17 protein-coding genes and 1 pseudogene are annotated in these 19618 nt (G+C 65.5%); 9 read left to right on the plus strand and 9 right to left on the minus strand.

Annotated features, from left to right (window positions below; all coding sequences use genetic code 11):
• Positions 1–39: 39 nt before the first annotated feature.
• The gene (locus tag RND64_RS21775; RefSeq protein WP_049699383.1) at positions 40–1410 is read left to right on the plus strand and encodes an ABC1 kinase family protein; all 1371 of its coding nucleotides are present in this window, start codon (positions 40–42) and stop codon (positions 1408–1410) included.
• A gap of 89 nt (positions 1411–1499) precedes the next feature.
• Positions 1500–3062: a DUF3068 domain-containing protein gene (locus tag RND64_RS21780; RefSeq protein WP_049699382.1), complete on the plus strand. Its 1563-nt coding sequence runs from the start codon at positions 1500–1502 to the stop codon at positions 3060–3062.
• 282 nt (positions 3063–3344) lie between these two features.
• Here RND64_RS21780 and RND64_RS21785 read toward each other — a convergent pair whose 3' ends face one another.
• A complete protein-coding gene (locus RND64_RS21785; RefSeq protein ID WP_049699381.1) occupies positions 3345–4304 on the minus strand; it encodes an alpha/beta hydrolase in 960 nt (319 codons plus the stop codon).
• Between the two features lie 346 nt (positions 4305–4650).
• On the opposite strand from RND64_RS21785, the gene RND64_RS21790 reads away from it, so the two are divergent.
• From RND64_RS21790 to RND64_RS21810, 5 genes are all read left to right on the plus strand, one after another.
• Positions 4651–6327, plus strand: coding sequence for an FAD-binding dehydrogenase (locus RND64_RS21790; protein WP_414651996.1), 1677 nt, complete (start codon positions 4651–4653; stop codon positions 6325–6327).
• Positions 6328–6425: 98 nt separating this feature from the next.
• Positions 6426–7502 (plus strand): Dyp-type peroxidase, encoded by a 1077-nt coding sequence (locus tag RND64_RS21795; RefSeq protein ID WP_049699486.1) that lies wholly within the window; start codon positions 6426–6428, stop codon positions 7500–7502.
• A gap of 64 nt (positions 7503–7566) precedes the next feature.
• Entirely contained in the window at positions 7567–8367 is an 801-nt protein-coding gene (locus RND64_RS21800; protein WP_049699380.1) for a family 1 encapsulin nanocompartment shell protein, read from the plus strand.
• Positions 8368–8438: 71 nt separating this feature from the next.
• Positions 8439–10172 (plus strand): ABC transporter ATP-binding protein, encoded by a 1734-nt coding sequence (locus RND64_RS21805; protein WP_049699379.1) that lies wholly within the window; start codon positions 8439–8441, stop codon positions 10170–10172.
• Positions 10169–12124: an ABC transporter ATP-binding protein gene (locus tag RND64_RS21810; RefSeq protein ID WP_049699378.1), complete on the plus strand. Its 1956-nt coding sequence runs from the start codon at positions 10169–10171 to the stop codon at positions 12122–12124. Before RND64_RS21805 ends, RND64_RS21810 begins: the two co-directional genes overlap by 4 nt.
• Here RND64_RS21810 and RND64_RS21815 read toward each other — a convergent pair.
• Positions 12040–13053 (minus strand): type IV toxin-antitoxin system AbiEi family antitoxin domain-containing protein, encoded by a 1014-nt coding sequence (locus RND64_RS21815; protein WP_049699377.1) that lies wholly within the window; start codon positions 13051–13053, stop codon positions 12040–12042. The two genes, RND64_RS21810 and RND64_RS21815, sit on opposite strands and share 85 nt — an antisense overlap.
• A 67-nt stretch (positions 13054–13120) precedes the next feature.
• On the minus strand, positions 13121–13789 hold the full coding sequence (locus tag RND64_RS21820) for a hypothetical protein (protein WP_049699376.1): 669 nt from the start codon (positions 13787–13789) through the stop codon (positions 13121–13123).
• Positions 13790–13833: 44 nt separating this feature from the next.
• On the opposite strand from RND64_RS21820, the gene RND64_RS21825 reads away from it, so the two are divergent.
• Positions 13834–14406 carry a YdeI/OmpD-associated family protein gene (locus RND64_RS21825; protein ID WP_049699375.1) on the plus strand — a complete coding sequence of 191 codons (573 nt, stop codon included), beginning with the start codon at positions 13834–13836 and terminating at the stop codon, positions 14404–14406.
• 12 nt (positions 14407–14418) lie between these two features.
• On the opposite strand, the gene RND64_RS21830 is transcribed toward RND64_RS21825, so the two are convergent.
• The 6 genes and pseudogenes from RND64_RS21830 to rnhA all read right to left on the minus strand — a co-directional run bounded on the left by RND64_RS21830 (position 14419) and on the right by rnhA (position 18672).
• Complete coding sequence (locus RND64_RS21830; RefSeq protein WP_049699374.1) at positions 14419–15210, minus strand: SDR family oxidoreductase; 792 nt, start codon at positions 15208–15210, stop codon at positions 14419–14421.
• 66 nt (positions 15211–15276) lie between these two features.
• Positions 15277–16278, minus strand: a complete 1002-nt coding sequence (locus RND64_RS21835) for an aldo/keto reductase (protein ID WP_049699373.1) — start codon at positions 16276–16278, stop codon at positions 15277–15279.
• Positions 16275–16742, minus strand: coding sequence for a MerR family transcriptional regulator (locus RND64_RS21840; RefSeq protein WP_049699372.1), 468 nt, complete (start codon positions 16740–16742; stop codon positions 16275–16277). Before RND64_RS21840 ends, RND64_RS21835 begins: the two co-directional genes overlap by 4 nt.
• A 29-nt stretch (positions 16743–16771) precedes the next feature.
• Positions 16772–17256 (minus strand): annotated as a pseudogene (locus RND64_RS21845) (gluconokinase).
• Entirely contained in the window at positions 17249–18184 is a 936-nt protein-coding gene (locus tag RND64_RS21850) for a D-isomer specific 2-hydroxyacid dehydrogenase family protein (RefSeq protein ID WP_049699371.1), read from the minus strand. The pseudogene RND64_RS21845 and the gene RND64_RS21850 overlap by 8 nt, the downstream one beginning before the upstream one ends.
• Positions 18184–18672, minus strand: a complete 489-nt coding sequence (gene rnhA / locus RND64_RS21855) for a ribonuclease HI (protein WP_049699485.1) — start codon at positions 18670–18672, stop codon at positions 18184–18186. The genes RND64_RS21850 and rnhA overlap by 1 nt, the downstream gene beginning before the upstream one ends.
• A 69-nt stretch (positions 18673–18741) precedes the next feature.
• On the opposite strand from rnhA, the gene RND64_RS21860 reads away from it, so the two are divergent.
• A complete protein-coding gene (locus RND64_RS21860) occupies positions 18742–19518 on the plus strand; it encodes a methyltransferase domain-containing protein (RefSeq protein WP_049699370.1) in 777 nt (258 codons plus the stop codon).
• Positions 19519–19618: the final 100 nt, after the last annotated feature.

The raw sequence follows: 19618 nt of genomic DNA on the forward strand, positions 1-19618 counted from the left end.
CGACGCGGGAACCCGCAAGCACGACGAGCAGGGGGGAATATGGACAGCACAGTTGACGACGGTCGCCACGCGCGTCTACGCCCGGCGTCGCCGATCGCCGAGGTCACGCGCCTCGGTGTGACCACCGCCCACGCAACGCTCGGCGTCGGCAGATTCCTCCTTGACACCGCATTCGACGCAGCGCATCTGCGCGCACCGAGTGGCAAGCGCGCGGCGGCGCAGGTGCGCGCGACCTTCGAGCATCTCGGCCCCACCTACGTAAAGCTCGGACAACTCATCACGTCGAGTCCCGGTGTCTTCACCGAGACGTTGGCATCGGAGTTCGAGTCGCTCCTCGACAGCGTGCCACCCGCCGACCCCGATGAGATCCGACAGGTTTTCATCGACGAGATCGGCCGCGCACCCGATGACGTCTTCGCCGAGTTCGACCCCGAGCCGATCGCATCGGCATCCATCGCCCAGGTCCACACCGCGAGGCTGCACAACGGCGACGAGGTCGTCGTCAAAATCCAACGCCCTGGAATCGCCGAGCGACTCGCACCCGACGTCGCGATCCTCGAACGACTCGCCAGCCTTGCCGAGATCTCGGAGTACGGCCGGATGTTGTCGGCGCGACACGTCGTCGAGGATTTTGCCGACGGTCTCGACGCCGAGCTCGATTTCCGCAATGAGGCCGACGCCATGCGCGAATGGTACGAATGTCTCAAACCGGGACAGTTCGGAGATCGCGTCCGCGTTCCCCACGTCTACGACGACCTGACCACCGCGCGCGTCATGACGATGGAACGCATCTACGCCACCCGCATCGACGACGCCGCCGCTGTGCGCGCCGCCGGACACGATGGGGTCGCGCTGTGCCGAAACCTGTTGCTGTCGCTGCTCGAGTCGGCGTTTCACGGCGGCTTGTTCCACGGCGACCTCCACGCCGGCAACGTCCTCGTCGACGCAGACGGTCGCCTGGTGCTGCTCGACTTCGGCATCGTCGGACGCTTCACACCACGCACCCGACGCATCCTGCGTCAGCTCGTCGTCGACCTGATCGTCCGCAACGACTACGAATCGGCGGGTCGCGCCATCTTCTTGCTGGGCGCTGTGCGTAACCCCGGTTCGACGACACAGGGTGGGGCTGACATCCGCAAGATCACCACACCGCTGTCGACCACGGATCTCGGCGACATGAGCTACACCGACCTCGGGCGACAACTCGCGGCGGTCGCACGGGCACACGACGCCCGGTTGCCGCGCGAGTTGGTGCTCGTCGGAAAGCAACTGCTCTACGTCGAGAAGTACATGAAGCTGCTGGCACCGCGCTGGAAGGCGATGTCGGACGCGGAGATCTACGGCTACATGGCCGGAATCATGAAAGAAGCCGAACGGGACAGGCGTGCCGATCGCACCGGCATGGGCTGATTCCCGTTGGCCGACCATTAGGGTGAGAGCGTTGACCGTGGCCTGCTCGTCGACACGACGGGCCAGGCCGAACCGCACAGGAGTCGAGAATGAGACGAGTTTGGCTGGCGCTGCTGGCATTCCTCGGGGTTGCTTGCATTACCGCGGCGATCGCCATCCCGGCGTTCCTGGTGCCTCAGTTGCGGGTGGTGCCACTCGATCTCGACATCACTTCCGTTGCCTCGACGGTTCCTGCCGACGGATCGGCCGGCGAACGGTTCCCGGCGGTCATCTTCGATCGCTGCTCGGTCTCACAGCCCAAGGCCCGCACGCTTGACGCACACCTGACGCAGCAGCGTCGAAGCGTGATCATCGAGCCTTCGGACAAGCGACAGGCCACTCTGCAGTCGGCGCAAACCGTCCAGATCGACCGCATCCGCGACGCCGACGGCAAGGAGACAGACCCACCGGCCCCGCGCGCCGACGGCGACCTGAAATGCGACGACGGCCTGCTCACCGCAACCATCGACAGGGTTTCGGTCAACCGCAAGACGTCGGTGCCCAACGGCACCGTCAGCGCACTGCAGCTCGAGGCCGCACCGGAGGGCGTGAACGTCAAGGACGTGTCGGTCCAGTTGCCCGACCGTAAGGGGTTCCAGTACAAGTTCGGCTTCAACGTCAAGAAGCGGTCGTACCTGTACTACGACCTCAACACCCGCCAGGATCAGCCTGCCAAGTACGTCGGTGAGAAGACCTTCAACGGGGTCAAGACCTACGAATTCGTCTCCGAGGTTCCCGAGACCGACCTCTCGTCGCTGCCCAACGCACAGGGTGAGGCCGCGCTGGGCACGATGCTCACGATGCCCGCGAAGTGGTGGGGAATCACCGGGCGCGGCGTGAAGCCCGACGACAAGATCACGATGCATCGCTACGCATCGGCGACGCGGCACGTCTTCGTCGAGCCCGAGACCGGCACCATCGTCAACGGCCGCGAGGACCAGCGCCAGTACTTCAAGTCGCCCGACCAGAGCGACGGAACGCCCGCACCGGTCCGCGATTTCAAGCTCGACGCCCTGAAGGCCACGTTCCAGTGGGCAGACGGCACCGTCAACGCGCAGGCTGATCGCGCTGGCCACTACATGAATCTGCTCAAGCTCGGCGGATTCTGGTTGCCGCTCATCCTCGGCATCGTCGGAGCACTACTCCTCCTCGCATGGATTCTCATCATCTGGCGGACACGTAACAGCGCCGACAAGAACCTCGAGAACCCCGACGTCTACGACGACGAACCGGGCTTCTTCGACAAACGCGAGTCCGATCGCAGCAGCGCCGCGACAACGACCGCCCTCGCCGGAACAGCCGCGGGTGCAGGCCTTGCTGGCCGCAACCGCCACGCCGCGGCCGACGACACGGACGACGCCGCGACGACCTCGATCGGTGCGGCTGGGACGGAAGCGAACGCCGACGAGGACGACGACGCGTACATGTGGGACCGCCCGACTCAGCGCATCCCGCGCGTCGAAGGTCCCACGGCCTCCGACGCCCCGGAGGGCGACGACCAGCCGACCCGCCAGGTGCCCGCAGTCGATGACGACTCATCCGACACCCCGCGCTCCGCGCTCGACGAGGCCCGCGCCTTCCGCCGCCGCGGCACGCAGGACTCGGGCGAGTAGGCCGCGGCTAGCTCGCCGCTGGTCGGGCCGGCTCACCCCTCGCTGGTTGAGCGGCCGCGAGCGGAGCGAGCAGCCGAGTCGAAACCACTATCCCGCTGTTTGAGCCGCCCTATCCGCTGGTTGAGCCGCCTTTCCCGCTGGTTGAGCGGCCGCGAGCGGAGCGAGCAGCCAAGTCGAAACCACTTACCCGCACACAACACAACGACGAGGGCCGGCGATCGATCCGATCGCCGGCCCTCGTCGTGTTCAGTTGTGCAGTCGTTCAGCTACCTAGCCTCAGGCTCAGAAGAACGCGGGGCGGAAGGTGGTGTTCCACGACTGGCGGAAGTTCTCCTGCCAGTAGTCCCACCAGTGGTCGCCGTCCGGGGTCACATGCGTGGTGAGCTTGACGCCCGGGACCGCTGCGACGCGCGGGATGTAGAGCCGCGTGCTGACCGATGCGGCCACCTCGAGCGGAACCATCTGCGAGAACTTGACCGGGTTGAAGTTCGCGCTCGTCGGGTTGATCGAGCTGTCGAACTTGCTGCCGAGTCCGGTGCCCGACGACAGGTACACGTAGTCGCCGGCCAGGTTGTTGGCACTCAGGAACGGGTCGTTCTGGAACCACTGGCCTGCCGGGTAGAAGCCCCACATGTTGTTGGGGTCGCCGCCCATGGTCGCGACCGACGCCTGGATGCCCTGCGTGAAGCCGGGGAAGGTGACGGTCGGGTAGCCGCTGTAGGACGCGACCGCCTTGTAGAAGCCCGGGTGCCGCGACGCAAGGTTCAGCGCCGACGTTCCCGACATCGACAGACCCGCGATGCCGTTACGACGGTTGTCGGAGTTGTGGTTCTTCTTCATGTACGCGGGCAGTTCGCGTGTCAGGAACGTTTCCCACTTGTTCACGCCCAGCTTGGGGTCGGGACGCTCCCAGTCTGTGTAGAAGCTGCCGCCACCGCCGAAGGGGATGACCAGGTTGGTGCCCTTGCCGGCCATGAAGCGGTCGGCGCCGGTGTTGTTCTGCAGCCAACCGCTGGTGTTGTTGGGAGCCCGCAGACCGTCGAGCAGGTAGAGGGTGGGCTTGGGGCCGCCGCCACCACCGTCGACGATGCGAACCGGGATGTTCTTGTGCATCGATGCGGAATACACGTATTCGGTCTGGCCGGCCGCGTGGGCTTCAGGGGCCACGGCCATGGTCAGGCCGCCGAGCGCCGCCATGGCGCCCACAGCGGCAACGAGGCGCTTGCGCGCACGAGTCAACATATGAGAAGAGTCCTTACGATCTTGACCCGGACGGGCCTCGTTCATACGGGCAGGAAATGGGGGTCAGCGGCCATACCGACTGAGTTGGTCCCCAACGCGACAGAGTGTAACGGCTGCATAACGCAGCAGCAAAAGGTACATCGACCCTTGACCGTCGGTTGAGACACGCAGATGATCATTACCCACGTCACACGCGCGGTCCATACCTGCGCTGCGTCAACTAGGTCACAGGGCGCCCAATTGTCACATGTCGGTCGTCACATCTCGATACCCGTCGGCGCTACCTCACCAAGGGCCCCGGGGATAGGGTCGATCCCACAAGCAGGACATATCGAGGAAGGCTCTCGTGAACACAGCGCACGTGGATGCAGGACAAGCCGACGCCATCGTTGTCGGGTCCGGCCTTGCCGGACTCGTCGCGACCTACGAACTCACCAAGGCGGGTCGTCGGGTGATCGTCGTCGACCAGGAGAACCGCAACAACCTCGGTGGGCAGGCGTTCTGGTCGCTGGGCGGACTCTTCCTCGTCGACACTCCCGAGCAGCGTCGTCTCGGCATCCACGATTCAGCGGAACTCGCCCTTCAGGACTGGATGGGCTCTGCGGGTTTCGACCGCGACGACGAGGACTACTGGCCTCGACAGTGGGCTCGCGCCTACGTCGACTTCGCAGCCACCGAGAAGCGTCAGTACCTGCATGACCTCGGCCTGCGCATCACGCCGGTCGTCGGCTGGGCTGAACGCGGCGGCGGTTTCGCCGACGGCCACGGCAACTCCGTACCCCGCTTCCATCTGACCTGGGGCACCGGCCCCGAGGTGGTCCGGATCTTCGCCGAACCCGTGCTCGACGCCGAGCGTCGCGGACTCGTCGAGTTCCGCTTCCGACATCGCGTCGACGAGATCGTCGTCGAAGACGGCACCGCTGTCGGTGTGCGCGGGTCAAAGCTCGCCCCGACCGCCGCCGGGCGCGGCGAGGCGTCGAACCGCGACGAGATCAGCGACTTCGAGATCCGAGCGGGTGCGGTCATCGTGACGACCGGCGGCATCGGCCACAACCACGAACTCATCCGCAAGAACTGGCCGACGGAACGTCTCGGGCCCGCACCGAAGACGATGATCTCCGGCGTCCCCGCCTACGTCGACGGTCGCATGCTCGGCATCGCCGAGGAAGCGGGCGCAAGCCTGGTCAATCGCGACCGCATGTGGCACTACACCGAGGGCATCCACAACTGGGATCCCATTTGGCCCGACCATGCCATTCGCATCATCCCCGGGCCGTCGTCGCTCTGGCTCGACGCCAACGGCAATCGCCTCAAGCCGCCGAACTTCCCTGGCTTCGATACCAATTCGACGATGCGCGAGATCCTCGCGACCGGCCACGACTACTCGTGGTTCATCCTGACGCAGTCGATCGTCGAAAAGGAGTTCGCGCTGTCGGGTTCGGAGCAGAACCCCGACATCACGGACAAAGACCTGAAGTTCGCCGCGAAGAGTCGTTTCGCCAAGGGCGCGCCCGGTCCTGTCGAGGCTTTTCTGAAGAACGGCAGCGACTTCGTCGTCGCCGACAATCTCGCAGAACTCATCGCAGGCATGAACGAGATCACCCGCGGCCCCAAGCTCGATCTGCAGCATGTCGAGCGCGTGATCTCCGCCCGCGACAACGAGATCGACAACAAATTCTCCAAGGACGCGCAGTTGATGGCGATCACCAACGCGCGCCAGTTCCTCGGCGACAAGATCGTGCGCGTGGCCAAGCCCCACAAGATCCTTGACCCTGAACACGGGCCGCTGATCGGGGTGCGACTGAACATCCTGACGCGAAAGACGTTGGGCGGTCTCGAGACCAACCTCGAGTCGGCTGTGATGCGACCAGACGGTTCGGTATTCGACGGCCTGTACGCCGCGGGTGAGGTCGCCGGATTCGGCGGCGGCGGCGTGCACGGATACAACGCGCTCGAGGGAACGTTCCTCGGCGGTTGCATCTTCTCCGGCCGCGCCGCCGGACGAGCGGTCGCGCGCGGCTGAACCGAAAAGTGTCGTACACGACCAGGCGTGCCTGACCTGAGTTTTGTGAGGACACACTTTCACCGGCGCGCATTGCGCGCTGCATTAGAGTGAAAACCGTGCCCGTACCGCAGACGATTCTGACACGCAAGACAAAGCACGCGTTGTTCCTCGTCCTGACGATCAACGCGGGTGGCGAGGACGCTGTCCGGGGAATGTTCGACGTCCTCGGGTCACGCATCAACTCCGTATCGTCCCGAGCGCCCGAGCAGGCACTTGCGGGCATCGTGTCGATCGGCTCGGACGCGTGGGACCGCTTGTTTGCGGGCAACCGCCCCAAGTCGCTTCGACCCTTCGTCGAGTACGCGGGCGATGTCCACACCGCCCCAGCGACTCCCGCAGACCTCCTGCTCCACCTCAAGGCCGACGCGATGGACCTCTGCTACGAGCTCGGCCGCATGCTGATGAGCGAACTCGGCGACGCGGTCACCGTCGTCGACGAGGTGCACGGCTTCCGCTACTTCGACCTTCGCGACCTCATCGGCTTCGTCGACGGCACTGAGAATCCCGTCGGCCAGGCCGCGATCGACGCGATCACGGTCGGCGACGAAGACCCCGCGTACGCGGGCGGTAGTTACGTCGCCATCCAGCGCTACGTCACCGACTTCAAGGAATGGGATTCGATCTCCGTCGAAGACCAGGAGGCGGCGATCGGGCGAACCAAACTCGACAACATCGAGATGTCCGACGACGTGAAACCGACCAACTCGCACATCGCACTCAATGTGGTCAACGACGTCAACGGTGAGCAGATCGACGTCGTCCGCGACAACATGCCCTACGGTGAGGCCTCGGGCATCGGCGACTCCGGCACCTTCTACATCGCGTATTCCTCGGCGCCCGACGTCACCGAGGAGATGCTGCGCAAGATGTTCATCGGCGATCCCGCCGGAAACTACGACAGGCTGCTCGACTTCACCACCGCCGTCACCGGGGCACAGTTCTTCACCCCGACCGTCGACTTCTTCGACGACCTCCCCGATGCCCCACCCGCGGCCGAGTCGGATTCCGACGACGACGCTCCCCACGACGCACCCGCGCCGGTCACGCTCGACGCCGCATCGCCGGTTCCGCCACCCGAGCCGACGGACCCCGGCGACGGCTCGCTGGGAATCGGATCGCTGCGCCCCTCGTGACTCCTCTGCACCTTCTGCCTGACAACACAACTCGCCGCCAACACCGACTACCAGGAGACGCACCATGAACAACCTGCATCGCGAACTCGCCCCCATCTCCGCGTCCGCCTGGGAGGCCATCGAAGAAGAGGCGGCTCGGTCGTTCAAGCGCAACATCGCGGGCCGTCGACTCGTCGACGTCAAGGGACCGCTCGGACTCGAGGCGTCGTCGGTCACGCGCGGACACCGCACCAAGATCGACGCCCCCGCTGACGGCATCCAGGCGTTCAAGCGCAGCGTTCAGCCGCTGATCGAACTCAAGGTGCCGTTCACCGTCACGCGCGAGGCCATCGACGACGTCGACCGCGGCGCGGAGGATTCGGACTGGGATCCGGTGGTCGACGCCGCGCGCGAACTCGCGCTGGCCGAAGACCGCGCGATCTTCGAGGGCTACGCCGCCGCAGGCATCTCGGGCATCCGCGCCGAGGCCACCGCAACCCCCATCCCGCTGCCCGAGGACGTGCGTGACTACCCCGAGGCGTTCAGCGCGGCGCTCTCGACGCTCAAGCTCGCGTCGATCGACGGGCCCTACTCCATCGCACTCGCAGCGGATGTGTACAACCTCGTCAACGAGACGTCGAATCACGGCTACCCGGTCCGCCAGCACATCCAGCGTCTGATCGACGGCGAGATCGTGTGGGCGCCCGCGATCACCGGAGCGTTCGTATTGTCCACGCGTGGAGGCGATTTCGAGCTGACGATCGGTCAGGATGTGTCGATCGGCTACGACTCGCACGACGCCGACGTAGTGAACCTGTACTTCCAGGAGTCCTTCACCTACCTCACCTACACCGGTGAAGCGGCAGTCGCATTGACGTCCGCCTGACGCGAGCCCCCGGGGTATTTCCCTCGCACCGTGTCGGCACACCTTGCTAGCGTCGTGTGAGTGAGCGCCACATGCTGACCCGCCTGATCAGGACATACCTCTCGCGGTATCCCTGGCACATGCTCGCCGTCGTGATACTGCAGCTCGTCGCGACGGTGGCCATGTTGTACCTGCCGACGCTGAATGCCGACATCATCGACAACGGCGTCGCGAAGGGCGATACGTCGTACATCCTGCGCATCGGTGCGGTCATGCTCGTCATCACGATCGCCCAGATCGTGTGCACCATCATCGCCCAGTACTTCGGCTCGCGGGCAGCGCTCGCGACCGGACGCGACATCCGGCACGACCTACTGCACCGGATCAACACCTACTCCGCCAGGGAAATGGGAACGTTCGGTGCGCCGTCGTTGATCACCCGCACCACCAACGACGTCCAGCAGGTGCAGTTGTTGATCGTCATGAGCACCACCATCCTGGTGATGGCGCCCATCATGTGCATCGGCGGCATCATCATGGGCATCAAGGTGGGGTCGCAGTTGTCGTGGGTGCTCGTCGTCGCCGTACCCGTCCTTGCGGTCGCGATGGGGGTCATCATCGCGCGTATGATCCCCGGCTTCCGCGCGATGCAGGAGCGTATCGACGCGGTCAATCGTGTTCTGCGTGAACAGATCACGGGCATCCGAGTGGTCCGCGCGTTTGTGCGCGAACGCTACGAGATCGACCGCTTCGCCACCGCGAACGACAGCCTCGCCCAGGCGACACTGCGCGTCGGCCGCATGCAGGCGTTGATGTTCCCCGCCGTCATGCTGATCACGAACGTCACGATCGTCGCGATCATCTGGTTCGGTGGCCACCTGGTGTCCGACGGCAGCATCGAGATCGGTGCCCTGACCGCGATGATCACCTACGTCATGCAGATCCTGATGTCGGTGATGATGGCGTCGTTCCTCGCAATGATGGCGCCGCGCGCGACGGTCTGCGCCGAGCGCATCTGCGAGGTCCTCGACACCGAGACCTCCGTTGGCGCACCGCAGGATCCGGTGCCGTTCGCAGCGCAACCGTCGACCGTCGAGTTCCGCGGGGCTCAGTTCCGCTATCCGGGCGCCGACGATCCCGTGTTGTCCGACATCAGCTTTCGCGTCGAACCCGGCACCACGACCGCCATCGTCGGCTCGACCGGCTCCGGCAAGACCACACTCGTCGGTCTGGTGCCCCGACTCATCGACGTCACCGCCGGTGAGGTTCGTGTCGGCGACACCGATGTCCGACGCCTCGACCCCAACACCCTGCGCGACGCCATCGGCCTCGTCCCGCAGCGCCCGTACCTTTTCTCGGGCACCGTCGCGTCGAACATTCGCAACGGCAAACCCGACGCCACCGACGACGAGATCTGGGAGGCGTTGCGCATCGCGCAGGCCGCCGACTTCGTCGAGCGCATGCCCGACGGCCTCGACACCCCGATCTCCCAGGGCGGCACCACGGTGTCGGGTGGTCAACGTCAGCGCCTCGCAATAGCCCGCGCGTTGGTGCGCAAACCGTCGGTCTACCTCTTCGACGACGCGTTCTCGGCCCTCGACGTCGCCACGGACGCCCGCCTCCGCGCCGCACTCGCACCCGCGACGTCGGAGTCCGCCGTCATCATCGTCGCCCAGCGCATCTCGACCATCGTCGACGCCGAGCAGATCGTCGTGCTCGATCGCGGTCGGATCGTCGGGATCGGCACACACGACGAGCTTCTCGCGACCTCCGAGACGTACCGCGAGATCGCGGAGTCGCAGCTCGCGATCGGAGAGTCGGCATGACCCGCGCAGGCGGCGGCGCCCCCGCATCCCCGGGGCCCGGCCGCGGCCCGATGGCTGCGGGACCTGTGGTGGCGAAGGCGCGATCGTTCGGTCCGTCGATCAAGCGGCTCATCGGATTGCTGTTCTCCTACCGGACGTCGATGAGCGTCGTCGTGTTGTCGATCATCGGATCGGTGATCCTCACGGCGTTCGCACCGCGAGTGCTCGGCGACGCCACCAACATCATCTTCGACGGCGTCGTCGGCAAGATGCTCCCCGCGGGGACGACCAAGGCGCAGGCCGTCGAAGGGCTGCGCGAGCGCGGCAACGGCACCCTCGCCGACATGGTGAACTCGATGAACGTCACCCCGGGCGTGGGCATCGACTTCGGCGACGTCGGCCGCGTGTTGCTGATCGTGCTGGCGCTCTACATCGGCTCGTCGCTGTTGTCGTGGCTCGGCGCGTATCTGCTCAACATCGTCGTCGTCGGTACCGTCAAGCATCTGCGCGCAGAGGTCGAGTCCAAGATCCACCGCCTCCCGCTGAGCTATTACGACACCACCGCACGCGGCGATCTGCTCAGTCGCGTCACCAACGACCTCGACAATCTGTCACAGACGTTGCAGCAGACCATCTCCCAGTTGCTGAACTCCATCCTGATGGTGATCGCGATCCTGGTGATGATGCTCTGGATCTCGCCACTGCTGGCGCTCATCGCGCTCGTCACCGTGCCGCTCGCCGCGGGTGCGACCGCGCTGATCGCCAAGCGCTCCAAGCCGCACTTCCTCGCGCAGTGGTCGTCGACCGGCAAGCTCAACGCCCAGGTCGAAGAGGCGTTCACCGGGCACGAACTGGTGACCGCGTTCAATCGTCAGGCCGACGTCGAATCCGAATTCGACGAGCGCAACGAGAAGCTCTACCAGTCGAGTTGGCGTGCACAATTCATCTCGAGCACCGTCATGCCGACGATCATGTTCCTCGGCAACCTCAACTACGTGGCGGTCGCCGTCGTCGGCGGACTGCGCGTGGCGTCGGGCGCGTTGAGCCTCGGCGAGGTGCAGGCGTTCATCCAGTACTCGCGTCAGTTCACGCAGCCGCTCACCCAGATCGGGTCGATGGTCAACCTGCTGCAGAGCGGAGTGGCGTCTGCCGAGCGCATCTTCGACATCCTCGACGCCGACGAGCAGACCCCCGACCCGAAGAACCCGAGAACGCCAGAGCACGACCGTGGCCTCATCGAATTCGACGACGTCTCGTTCCGCTACGTCGCCGACAAGCCGCTCATCGACGACCTCTCACTCGTCGCGCGTCCCGGCCACATGGTCGCCATCGTCGGACCGACCGGCGCGGGCAAGACCACCCTGGTCAACCTCATCATGCGCTTCTACGACGTCGACTCCGGAACCATCACCGTCGACGGCGTCGAATCCCGTGAGATGACCCGCGACGACCTACGCGAACGCACCGGAATGGTGCTGCAGGATTCGTGGTTGTTCGGCGGAACCATCTACGACAACATCGCCTACGGCGACCCCACCGCGTCGCGCGAGGAGGTCCTCGAGGCCGCGCGCATGAGCCACGTCGACCACTTCGTCCGCATCCTGCCCGACGGCTACGAGACGATGCTCGACGACGAGGGCGGCGGCGTGAGTGCCGGTGAGCGACAACTCATCACGATCGCGCGCGCCTTCCTCGCCCGCCCGACCATCCTGATTCTCGACGAGGCCACCAGCTCCGTCGACACCCGCACCGAGCTGCTCATCCAGAAGGCGATGGCAGCGCTGCGCACCGACCGCACAAGTTTCGTTATCGCGCACCGCCTTTCGACCATCCGCGACGCCGACGTCATCGTGGTGATGGAGGACGGGCACATCGTCGAGCAGGGCAATCACGACGAACTCCTCGCCGCACAGGGCGCGTACTGCCGGCTGTACCGCAGCCAGTTCGCCGGGGCCGTCGACTCGGAGGCTTGAGCACTACCCATTCCGCCAATCTCCAAGCGCTCCAGCCACTCTCGGACCATCGGCACCATGCGGTTCTGTCGCAGATCGGCCCAGACCCATCGGATCACCATCGGTCCGAGGCGCCTGACGCCGTCCTCGCGCGCCTTCTCGCGCTTCATCACGTCGAGCGCGGTCTCGTCGTCGCCCAGGTCCTTGGTGTACTTGCGCATACCGTCGAACTCGCCGACGAGCTTGCCCTCCCAGTCGTAGTCGACCTTGGCGACGAATTGGCCGTCGGCGTCGAAGTATTCTCGCTGCAGTCGTGGGACCGGCAGTTCGGCGACGATCATCTGACCTCTGCCCCACGACTCGCCCGCGTTGTCGGCCAGTGGGCTCGCGAACGCAAGCGCCCTTCGTGCGACGGCGACACCGCGGCGTCGAGAGTCGAGTAGCGCCGACATCTTCTCGCGATCGGCACCGAGTCGCAGCGCGGAGTCGAAGACGGCGAGTGCCTGGAAGAAGTTGCCGCTGCACGCGATGTCGACGGCGGTGACCTCCAGTGACGTCACCGTGATGCCGTCGATCACCGTGACGTCGTCGGGCCCCAGACGACCGGAGTGCAGATGCCGCTGGGTTTCGATGCGTCCGCCGGTCTTGTGCCCTGTCGTCAGGTGGACCCGCGAAAGGTCGGGGAACAGCAGCGACATCCCGTGGAGCACGCCCGCCGACTGATGACTCAGCGGTACGTCGGATTCGGACAGCAGCGTTGCCGCGACCGCCTTCAGCCGATGCTTGACCTCCGGCGTGCGGCTCTTGTCGGGCAGCACGTAGGCGCCGGGCCACACCCGCACCAGGGTGCCCGCGTCGACGGCGCGCGTGAGTTGCCGATCGGAGGCGCCCGCGTCGAGCGCCGTGCGTCGCAGTATCAATCCGTGTTCGTTGACCGGGAAAGTGTCCATGTATATCCGACGTCGAGAACGTCGATCTGGATCCACCCGATTCCGACTTGCGCACAGCTCGCCCCGCTCAGCGCTCCAGCTCGCCCGCGATTCGCTGCTCGATCTGGGCGGCGGCGACGTCCGGGACGTCGATGAGTCCGTCGAGCTCCTGGCGGGCCTTGCGGTAGGCGGCCTGGCGTTCCGCGGGTGTGGCGGCGGCGTCTGCGGCGACGGAGATCAGCTTGCGCGCGCGGTCGAGCGACTCGCGCTCGATGGGCGAGAAGTCGGACTGTTTGCGACGCCGCGCCTCGCGTTCGGCCGCGTCGAACGCCGCTGCGTAGTCGCCGACGGCGTCGCGGTAGCGCTCGAACTCGAGCGGGTCGAGCTTCTGGTCGGCCGACGTCGGGCGCAGATCGTCGGCCCGGATCTTCGCGCGATGAAATGCGAGCGTCAGCGGCTCGCGCATGTCGGTCATCATGGGGAACTCGATCAGTGTCGCCAGGTCGAGTTCAAAATCGAACCATCGCTGATCTATCGCGTCGTGCTTCTCGAGCACCTTGGTGATGGCTGACTTGTCGGCCTGGGTGAGTCGTAGTTGCTCGGTCTGCGCGCTCGCCTTGACCCGGGCGAGTTCGATCTTGTCGCGTCGACGCTTCTCGTTGTAGCGGGCGACCGACCCGGCCCAACCGCCGATAACTCCGCCAATCGGGAAAATCAGCCACCAGTTATTGCCCATGAAGTGCAAGAACTGATCCATGAGACAACAGTACCCACGTCAGCGGCCGCGACTACTGTGTCGACATGGCCAAAGCGGACGCCCCTACGCACGTCTTCGACACCATCGACGACTGGCGGAACTGGCTCGCAGACAACCACGATTCGTCGTCGGGAATCTGGTTGGTGTTCTGGCGCAAGGACTCCGGCCGCGTCGCCCTCGACTACGACGAAACCGTCCGCGAGGCGCTGTGCTGGGGGTGGATCGACGGACACACCCGCACACTCGACGAGCAGCGTCGCGGAATGTGGTTCACTCGCCGCGGCCGCACCAGCGCGTGGTCGGCGTCAAACAAGAAGCGCGTCACCGAACTCCTCGCCGCCGGCCGCATGCAACCGGCCGGCCAGGCCGTGATCGACGACGCCAAGGCGCGCGGTCTCTGGAATCTCCTCGACGACGCAGAGGCGGGTGTTGAGCACCCCGAGCTGACCGCGGCACTCGACGCGACGCCGCAGGCGCGCGAGCACTGGGACGCGTTTCCGCCGAGTGCGCGGAAGCTCGCGCTCACCCAGATCGCGATGGCCCGCAAACCCGAGACCAAGTCCACGCGCATCGCGACCATCGTCGAGCGCGCGTCCCGCAACGAACGGCCGTCGTAAGGAGAACCCGTCCTACATATCGGGGATCGGGAGATCGAGGTTCGGAGCGATGATACCGCCGTCGACCTCAAGCACCTTTCCGGTCACGTAGGCACCGGCGGGCGACGCGAGGTAGACGGCCGCAGCAGCGATGTCCTCGGGCTCGCCGAGACGGTGCATCGGAGTCGAGTTCTCGATTGCCGTCCGCATCGTGTCGTCGGCCGCCACGATATCGAGGGCCGACGTCAGGATCGCCCCAGGCGCGATGGCGTTGACCCGGATACGCGGGTTGAGATCCATCGCCGCGAGCCGCGTGTAGTGCGCGAGCGCGGCCTTGGCCGTCCCGTACGCCGCGTATGCACGGCCGGGTAGCCGCCCCATCGCAGAAGTGATGTTGATGATCGAGCCCGAGCCGGCCGTCTCCAACACCAGCGGAACCGCGGCCGTTACCAGCGCATGAGCATTCGCGACGTTGAAACCGAAGGCGTCGCTCAGATTCTTCGGCGAGGTGTCGAGCAGCGGACGTGGCATCGCGCCGCCGACGTTGTTCACGACGGTGTCGAGCCGTCCGAACGCGTCGACGGCGGTCTGCGCGAGGGCTGCCGCAGCGTCGGGATCGGAGAGGTCGGCGACGACGACGCGCGCACGCCTGCCCCGGTCGGCGACCTCGGCGGCCACCTTCTCCAGTTCACTTTCGCTGCGCGCTGAGATCACCGCGTCGGCGCCCGCCTCGGCGTAAGCGACAGCGATCGCCGCTCCGAGTCCGCGCCCCGCGCCCGTGATGACCGCGACGGTGTCGTCGAGTCGGAATCTGTCCAGGATCACGACTCCCGACAATGCCACAGAACTGCAACACGTTCTAGATTTTCACACACAGGAGTGCTGCGCGGACTACGACGACCTGCCCGCCACCCAGTCCATGTCGGGGTAGCGGTCGCCCGCGGGGCGCAGCGTCGACAATCGCTCGAGCTGATCTGAACTCAATTCCACCGACAGCGCGCCGAGGTTCTCGTCGAGGTAGCGAGTGCGCTTGGTGCCGGGGATCGGCACGACGTCGGCACCCTGAGCCAGCAGCCACGCCAACGCGACCTGACCCGGCGTGGCGTCGACCTCGGTTGCCACGGTGCGGATCTCATCGACCAGGGCCAGGTTGTGGTCGAGGTTCTCGGCCTGCCACCGCGGGAGTGTAGAACGGAAGTCGTCGTCGGAAACCTGCACTGCCGCAGCAGATCCCGTCAACATGCCACGGCCGAGCGGACTGTAGGGCACCATCGTGACGCCGAGTTCGCGTGCGGCGACAACATCCGACGATTCGACGTCGCGGCTGAACAGCGACCACTCCGATTGCAGCGCGGCGATGGGATGCACAGCTGCTGCGCGGCGCAGGGTGTCGGCGTTGGCCTCGCTGATGCCGAGCTCGCGCACCTTGCCCGCGGTCACCAACTCTGCCATCGCCCCGACAGTCTCCTCGATAGGCAGCTTCGGGTCGACACGATGCAGGTAGTAGAGGTCGATGGTGTCGACGCCGAGACGTCGCAGCGAGGCGTCGACCGCCGACCGCACATACTCCGGCGAACCGTCGACTTCGCCGTTGGGATAACCGGTTTCGGGATCGAGCACAATGCCGAACTTGGTCGCGAGCACCACGTCGTCTCTGCGGTCGGCCAGAACTGCCGCGAGAAGTTCTTCGTTGGCTCCCGCACCGTATACGTCTGCGGTGTCGAGCAGGTTGACCCCGACGTCGAGAGCGTGATGCAGCGTCGACCTCGCTTCGTCCTGGTCGGCCTCGCCGTACGCGAAACTCATTCCCATACAACCCAATCCGAGCGGTGAGACCTCGAGGGAGCCGATGCGCCTGCGGTTCGCGGTTGTCGGGTCTGTTGATGCGGTCATGGCTGTGTCCTTCCGCCGTAGGTGGCGATCTTGTATTCGGTTGCTGCCAACGAGAGCGTGAGTTCTGAGATCTGCCGTCGAATCGTGTCGCGGTGCTCCAGCAACATCTCGAGCCGCTCCGGGACGGTGTCTTCGCCCTCGTCGACCAGTTCGACGTAGTGCTGGAGGTCACGAATGGCCATGCCCGACAGCCTCATTCGTGTCAGGAAGACCAGTCTCCGCACGGCGTCGGCGTCGTAGCGCCGGTTTCCCGACGCATCGCGGGGCACGGAGACAAGTCCGATCCGCTCGTAGTACCGCAGTGTGTGCGCCGAGACGTCGAGCATCTCCGCCGTCTGGGCAATGGTCAGCGGCTCGTCGATCTCGTCGGCTTCGACCAGGCGGTGGATGACCTCGACCGACAGCGGACCGTCGAGTTCGTTCAACGTGGCCAACGCCCTGCTCATGAGGTGATCTGTGCTCATGACAACAACGCTAGGCCTTTGAGCGCGCTCTAACGCAAGACCTGATCGATGATCACGTCGAGCGGCAGCGTGGCGTCGACGGTCATTCCCCGCTCGTCGGGTCCGAGTGGTTCGAGTGCGGCGAACTGCGAGTCGACGAGCGCGGCAGGCATGAAGTGATCACGCCGCCCGCGCACGCGTGCCAGTGCGGCGTCATGGTCGAGGGCGAGCATCACGAAGAACACCCCGGGAGCCTTGCCGCGCAGTCGATCCCGATAGGCGCGACGCAACGCCGAACAGGCGGCCACGCCGTCGTCGTGCTCGGAGAGCCAGGTACCGACCACATCGAGCCAGGGCAGCCGATCGGCGTCGGTGAGTGGATGTCCCGCAGCCATCTTCGCGATGTTGGCGGCGGGGTGCAGATCGTCGGCATCGACAAACGGCACGGCACCGCCAGACGCGAAGCGAGCGCCAGACCGACAGTGCTCTTCCCGCACCCCGACACACCACAGACGACGATGGGGGACTCAGTAATCGCGACCAGCCGCCACGGTCGACACGAGATCGTCTCCTGCGCGGAACCGACGGATGTTCTCCGCGATCCACGGCGCGAGCTCGCGGGTGAGACCCGACGATGGGTTGGCGATGTGCGGTGTGATGATCACGTTCGATAGCGACCACAGCGGATCGTTTCGCGCGGGCGGTTCGGGATCGGTCACGTCGAGTGCAGCGCCCGCGATCTCATGCCCCTTGAGCGCCCAGTACAGCGCCTGTTGGTCGACGAGAGGTCCGCGTGCGATGTTGACCACCCACGCATGGGAAGGCAACTGCGCCAACACCTTTCCGTTGATCAGGTGATGGGTTTCGGGAGTCGACGGGGCGGCCAGGACCACGTGATCGCACGACGACCACACCTCGTCCATCCGCGACGACGGCAACGTGCGCTCGGCGCCGTCGACCTCGCGTCCCGAATGATTGACCGCGAGAACCGAAGCGCCACAGGCCTTCAGACGTGGGATCAGCGATCTCGCGATGCCGCCCGCACCGATGATCGCCACGGTCGCCCCGCGCAGTGTGCGCACCGCGGGGTCAATATGGTCTTTGTCCCAGCCCCACCGCACCGACGTGTTGATCTGCCGAAGACCGGCCAGCAAGAGCGCGAGTGCGTGCTCGGCGACATTCTCTGCATAGAAGCCGGACGCATTCGTCCACACGCGCTTGTCGTCGAGAACACCCGCGGCGACGAACTCTTCGATCCCCGCCGTCTTCAGCGCCACCCATTCGACGGTGTCGGGGAGATCGGGGAATCCCGCCGCGCCTCCCAACCAGATCAGGACCCGGGCGGCGTCGAGGTCGGTCTGCGTCGCGTCGGCGTCGTCGAGGGCCGCGGTGATGTATTGATCGCGCTCGGGGAGGACGGCGACCGAGATCGTCGAATCAGTATGCGAGGCGGCCGAACTCATCACTCACGCCCAGCGAGTTTCTTTGCGGCTGATGTTGCGAGCGTGTCGGCGATCTCGTTGTAGTGGTCTCCCGCATGACCTTTCACCCATTTCCAGGTCACCTCGTGCACCTTCTCCTCCTCGATGAGGCGGCGCCACAGGTCCGCATTCTTCACGGGCTTCTTGTCTGCTGTTTTCCAGCCGTTGCGCTGCCAGCCACTCACCCACTTGGTGATGCCGTTTCGCACGTAACTCGAGTCGGTGTAGAGGATCACCTTCGACGGCTTGGTCAGTGCCGCGAGTCCCTCGATCGCTGCCGTCAATTCCATCTTGTTGTTGGTGGTATCGGGTTCAGCGCCGGAGATTTCCTTCTCATGACCGCGGTATCGCAGAACCGCACCCCATCCGCCCGGCCCGGGATTCCCCAGGCAGGCGCCATCGGTAGAAATTTCGACGACGTCCGCGGCAGCCGATGCGGCCGTCACCAGTGCGTTGTCACCATCGTTCACGAGAGTCTCTGACACTCCTCCCAGGTTACCCACTGCCATGATCGCTGTGAATTGCATAGAGTTGGTTGCATGCCGGTCTGGGATCCGAGTCGATACCTACAATTCTCCGACGCTCGTGCCCGCCCCTTCCTCGATCTGATCGCCGAGGTGCCGACCAATCCGTCGACCATCGTCGACCTCGGATGCGGGCCTGGGCAGCACACCAAGCACCTACGCGAACGCTGGCCCGAAGCCCTGGTCCTCGGAATCGACGCCTCGACAGAGATGATCGCCGAGGCCATCCGCGAGAACATGGACGGGCTGGCCAACTACGACGTCGCCGACCTCACCGAGTGGACACCTCCCGAACCCGTCGACCTGTTCTTGTCGAACGCGGTGTTCCAGTGGGTCCCCGATCAGGAAGTCGCAATCGAGCGGCTACTGCCCCACCTCAACGACGGTGGCGCCTTCGCAATCCAGGTTCCCAACAACACCGGTGCCGCCACCTATCGCAGCCTCAACGAGCTCGCCGAAGAGGAGCCGTACGCGCAGTACCTCGGCGACGTCCGCAGACTCCCCTGGCTCGAGCCCGATTTTTACCTGAACTTCTTCGCCGAGCGCGGCTACGAGGTCAACGCGTGGGAGTCGACGTATCTGCACATACTCAAGGACAAGGGCGACGACCCGGTCTTCGACTGGATCTCCGGCACCGGTGCGCGCCCCTTCCTCGAAGCGCTTCCCGACGAACTGCGTGACGAGTTCAGCGAACAACTCAAGCACCGACTCCGCGCGGCCTACCCCGCCCGCGACTGGGGCACGGTGCTCCCCTACCGCCGCACCTTCGCCGTGGCCTACCTGCCCCGCTGATCACCCCACCGAACGAGCCTCCTCCGCTGATCGAGCCCCGCCCCGCTGATCGAGCCCCGCCCCGCTGATCGAGCCCCGCCCCGCTGATCGAGCCTGTCGA

It is taken from the genome of Gordonia sp. w5E2 (assembly GCF_036540975.1).
GTDB lineage: Bacteria > Actinomycetota > Actinomycetes > Mycobacteriales > Mycobacteriaceae > Gordonia > Gordonia jacobaea.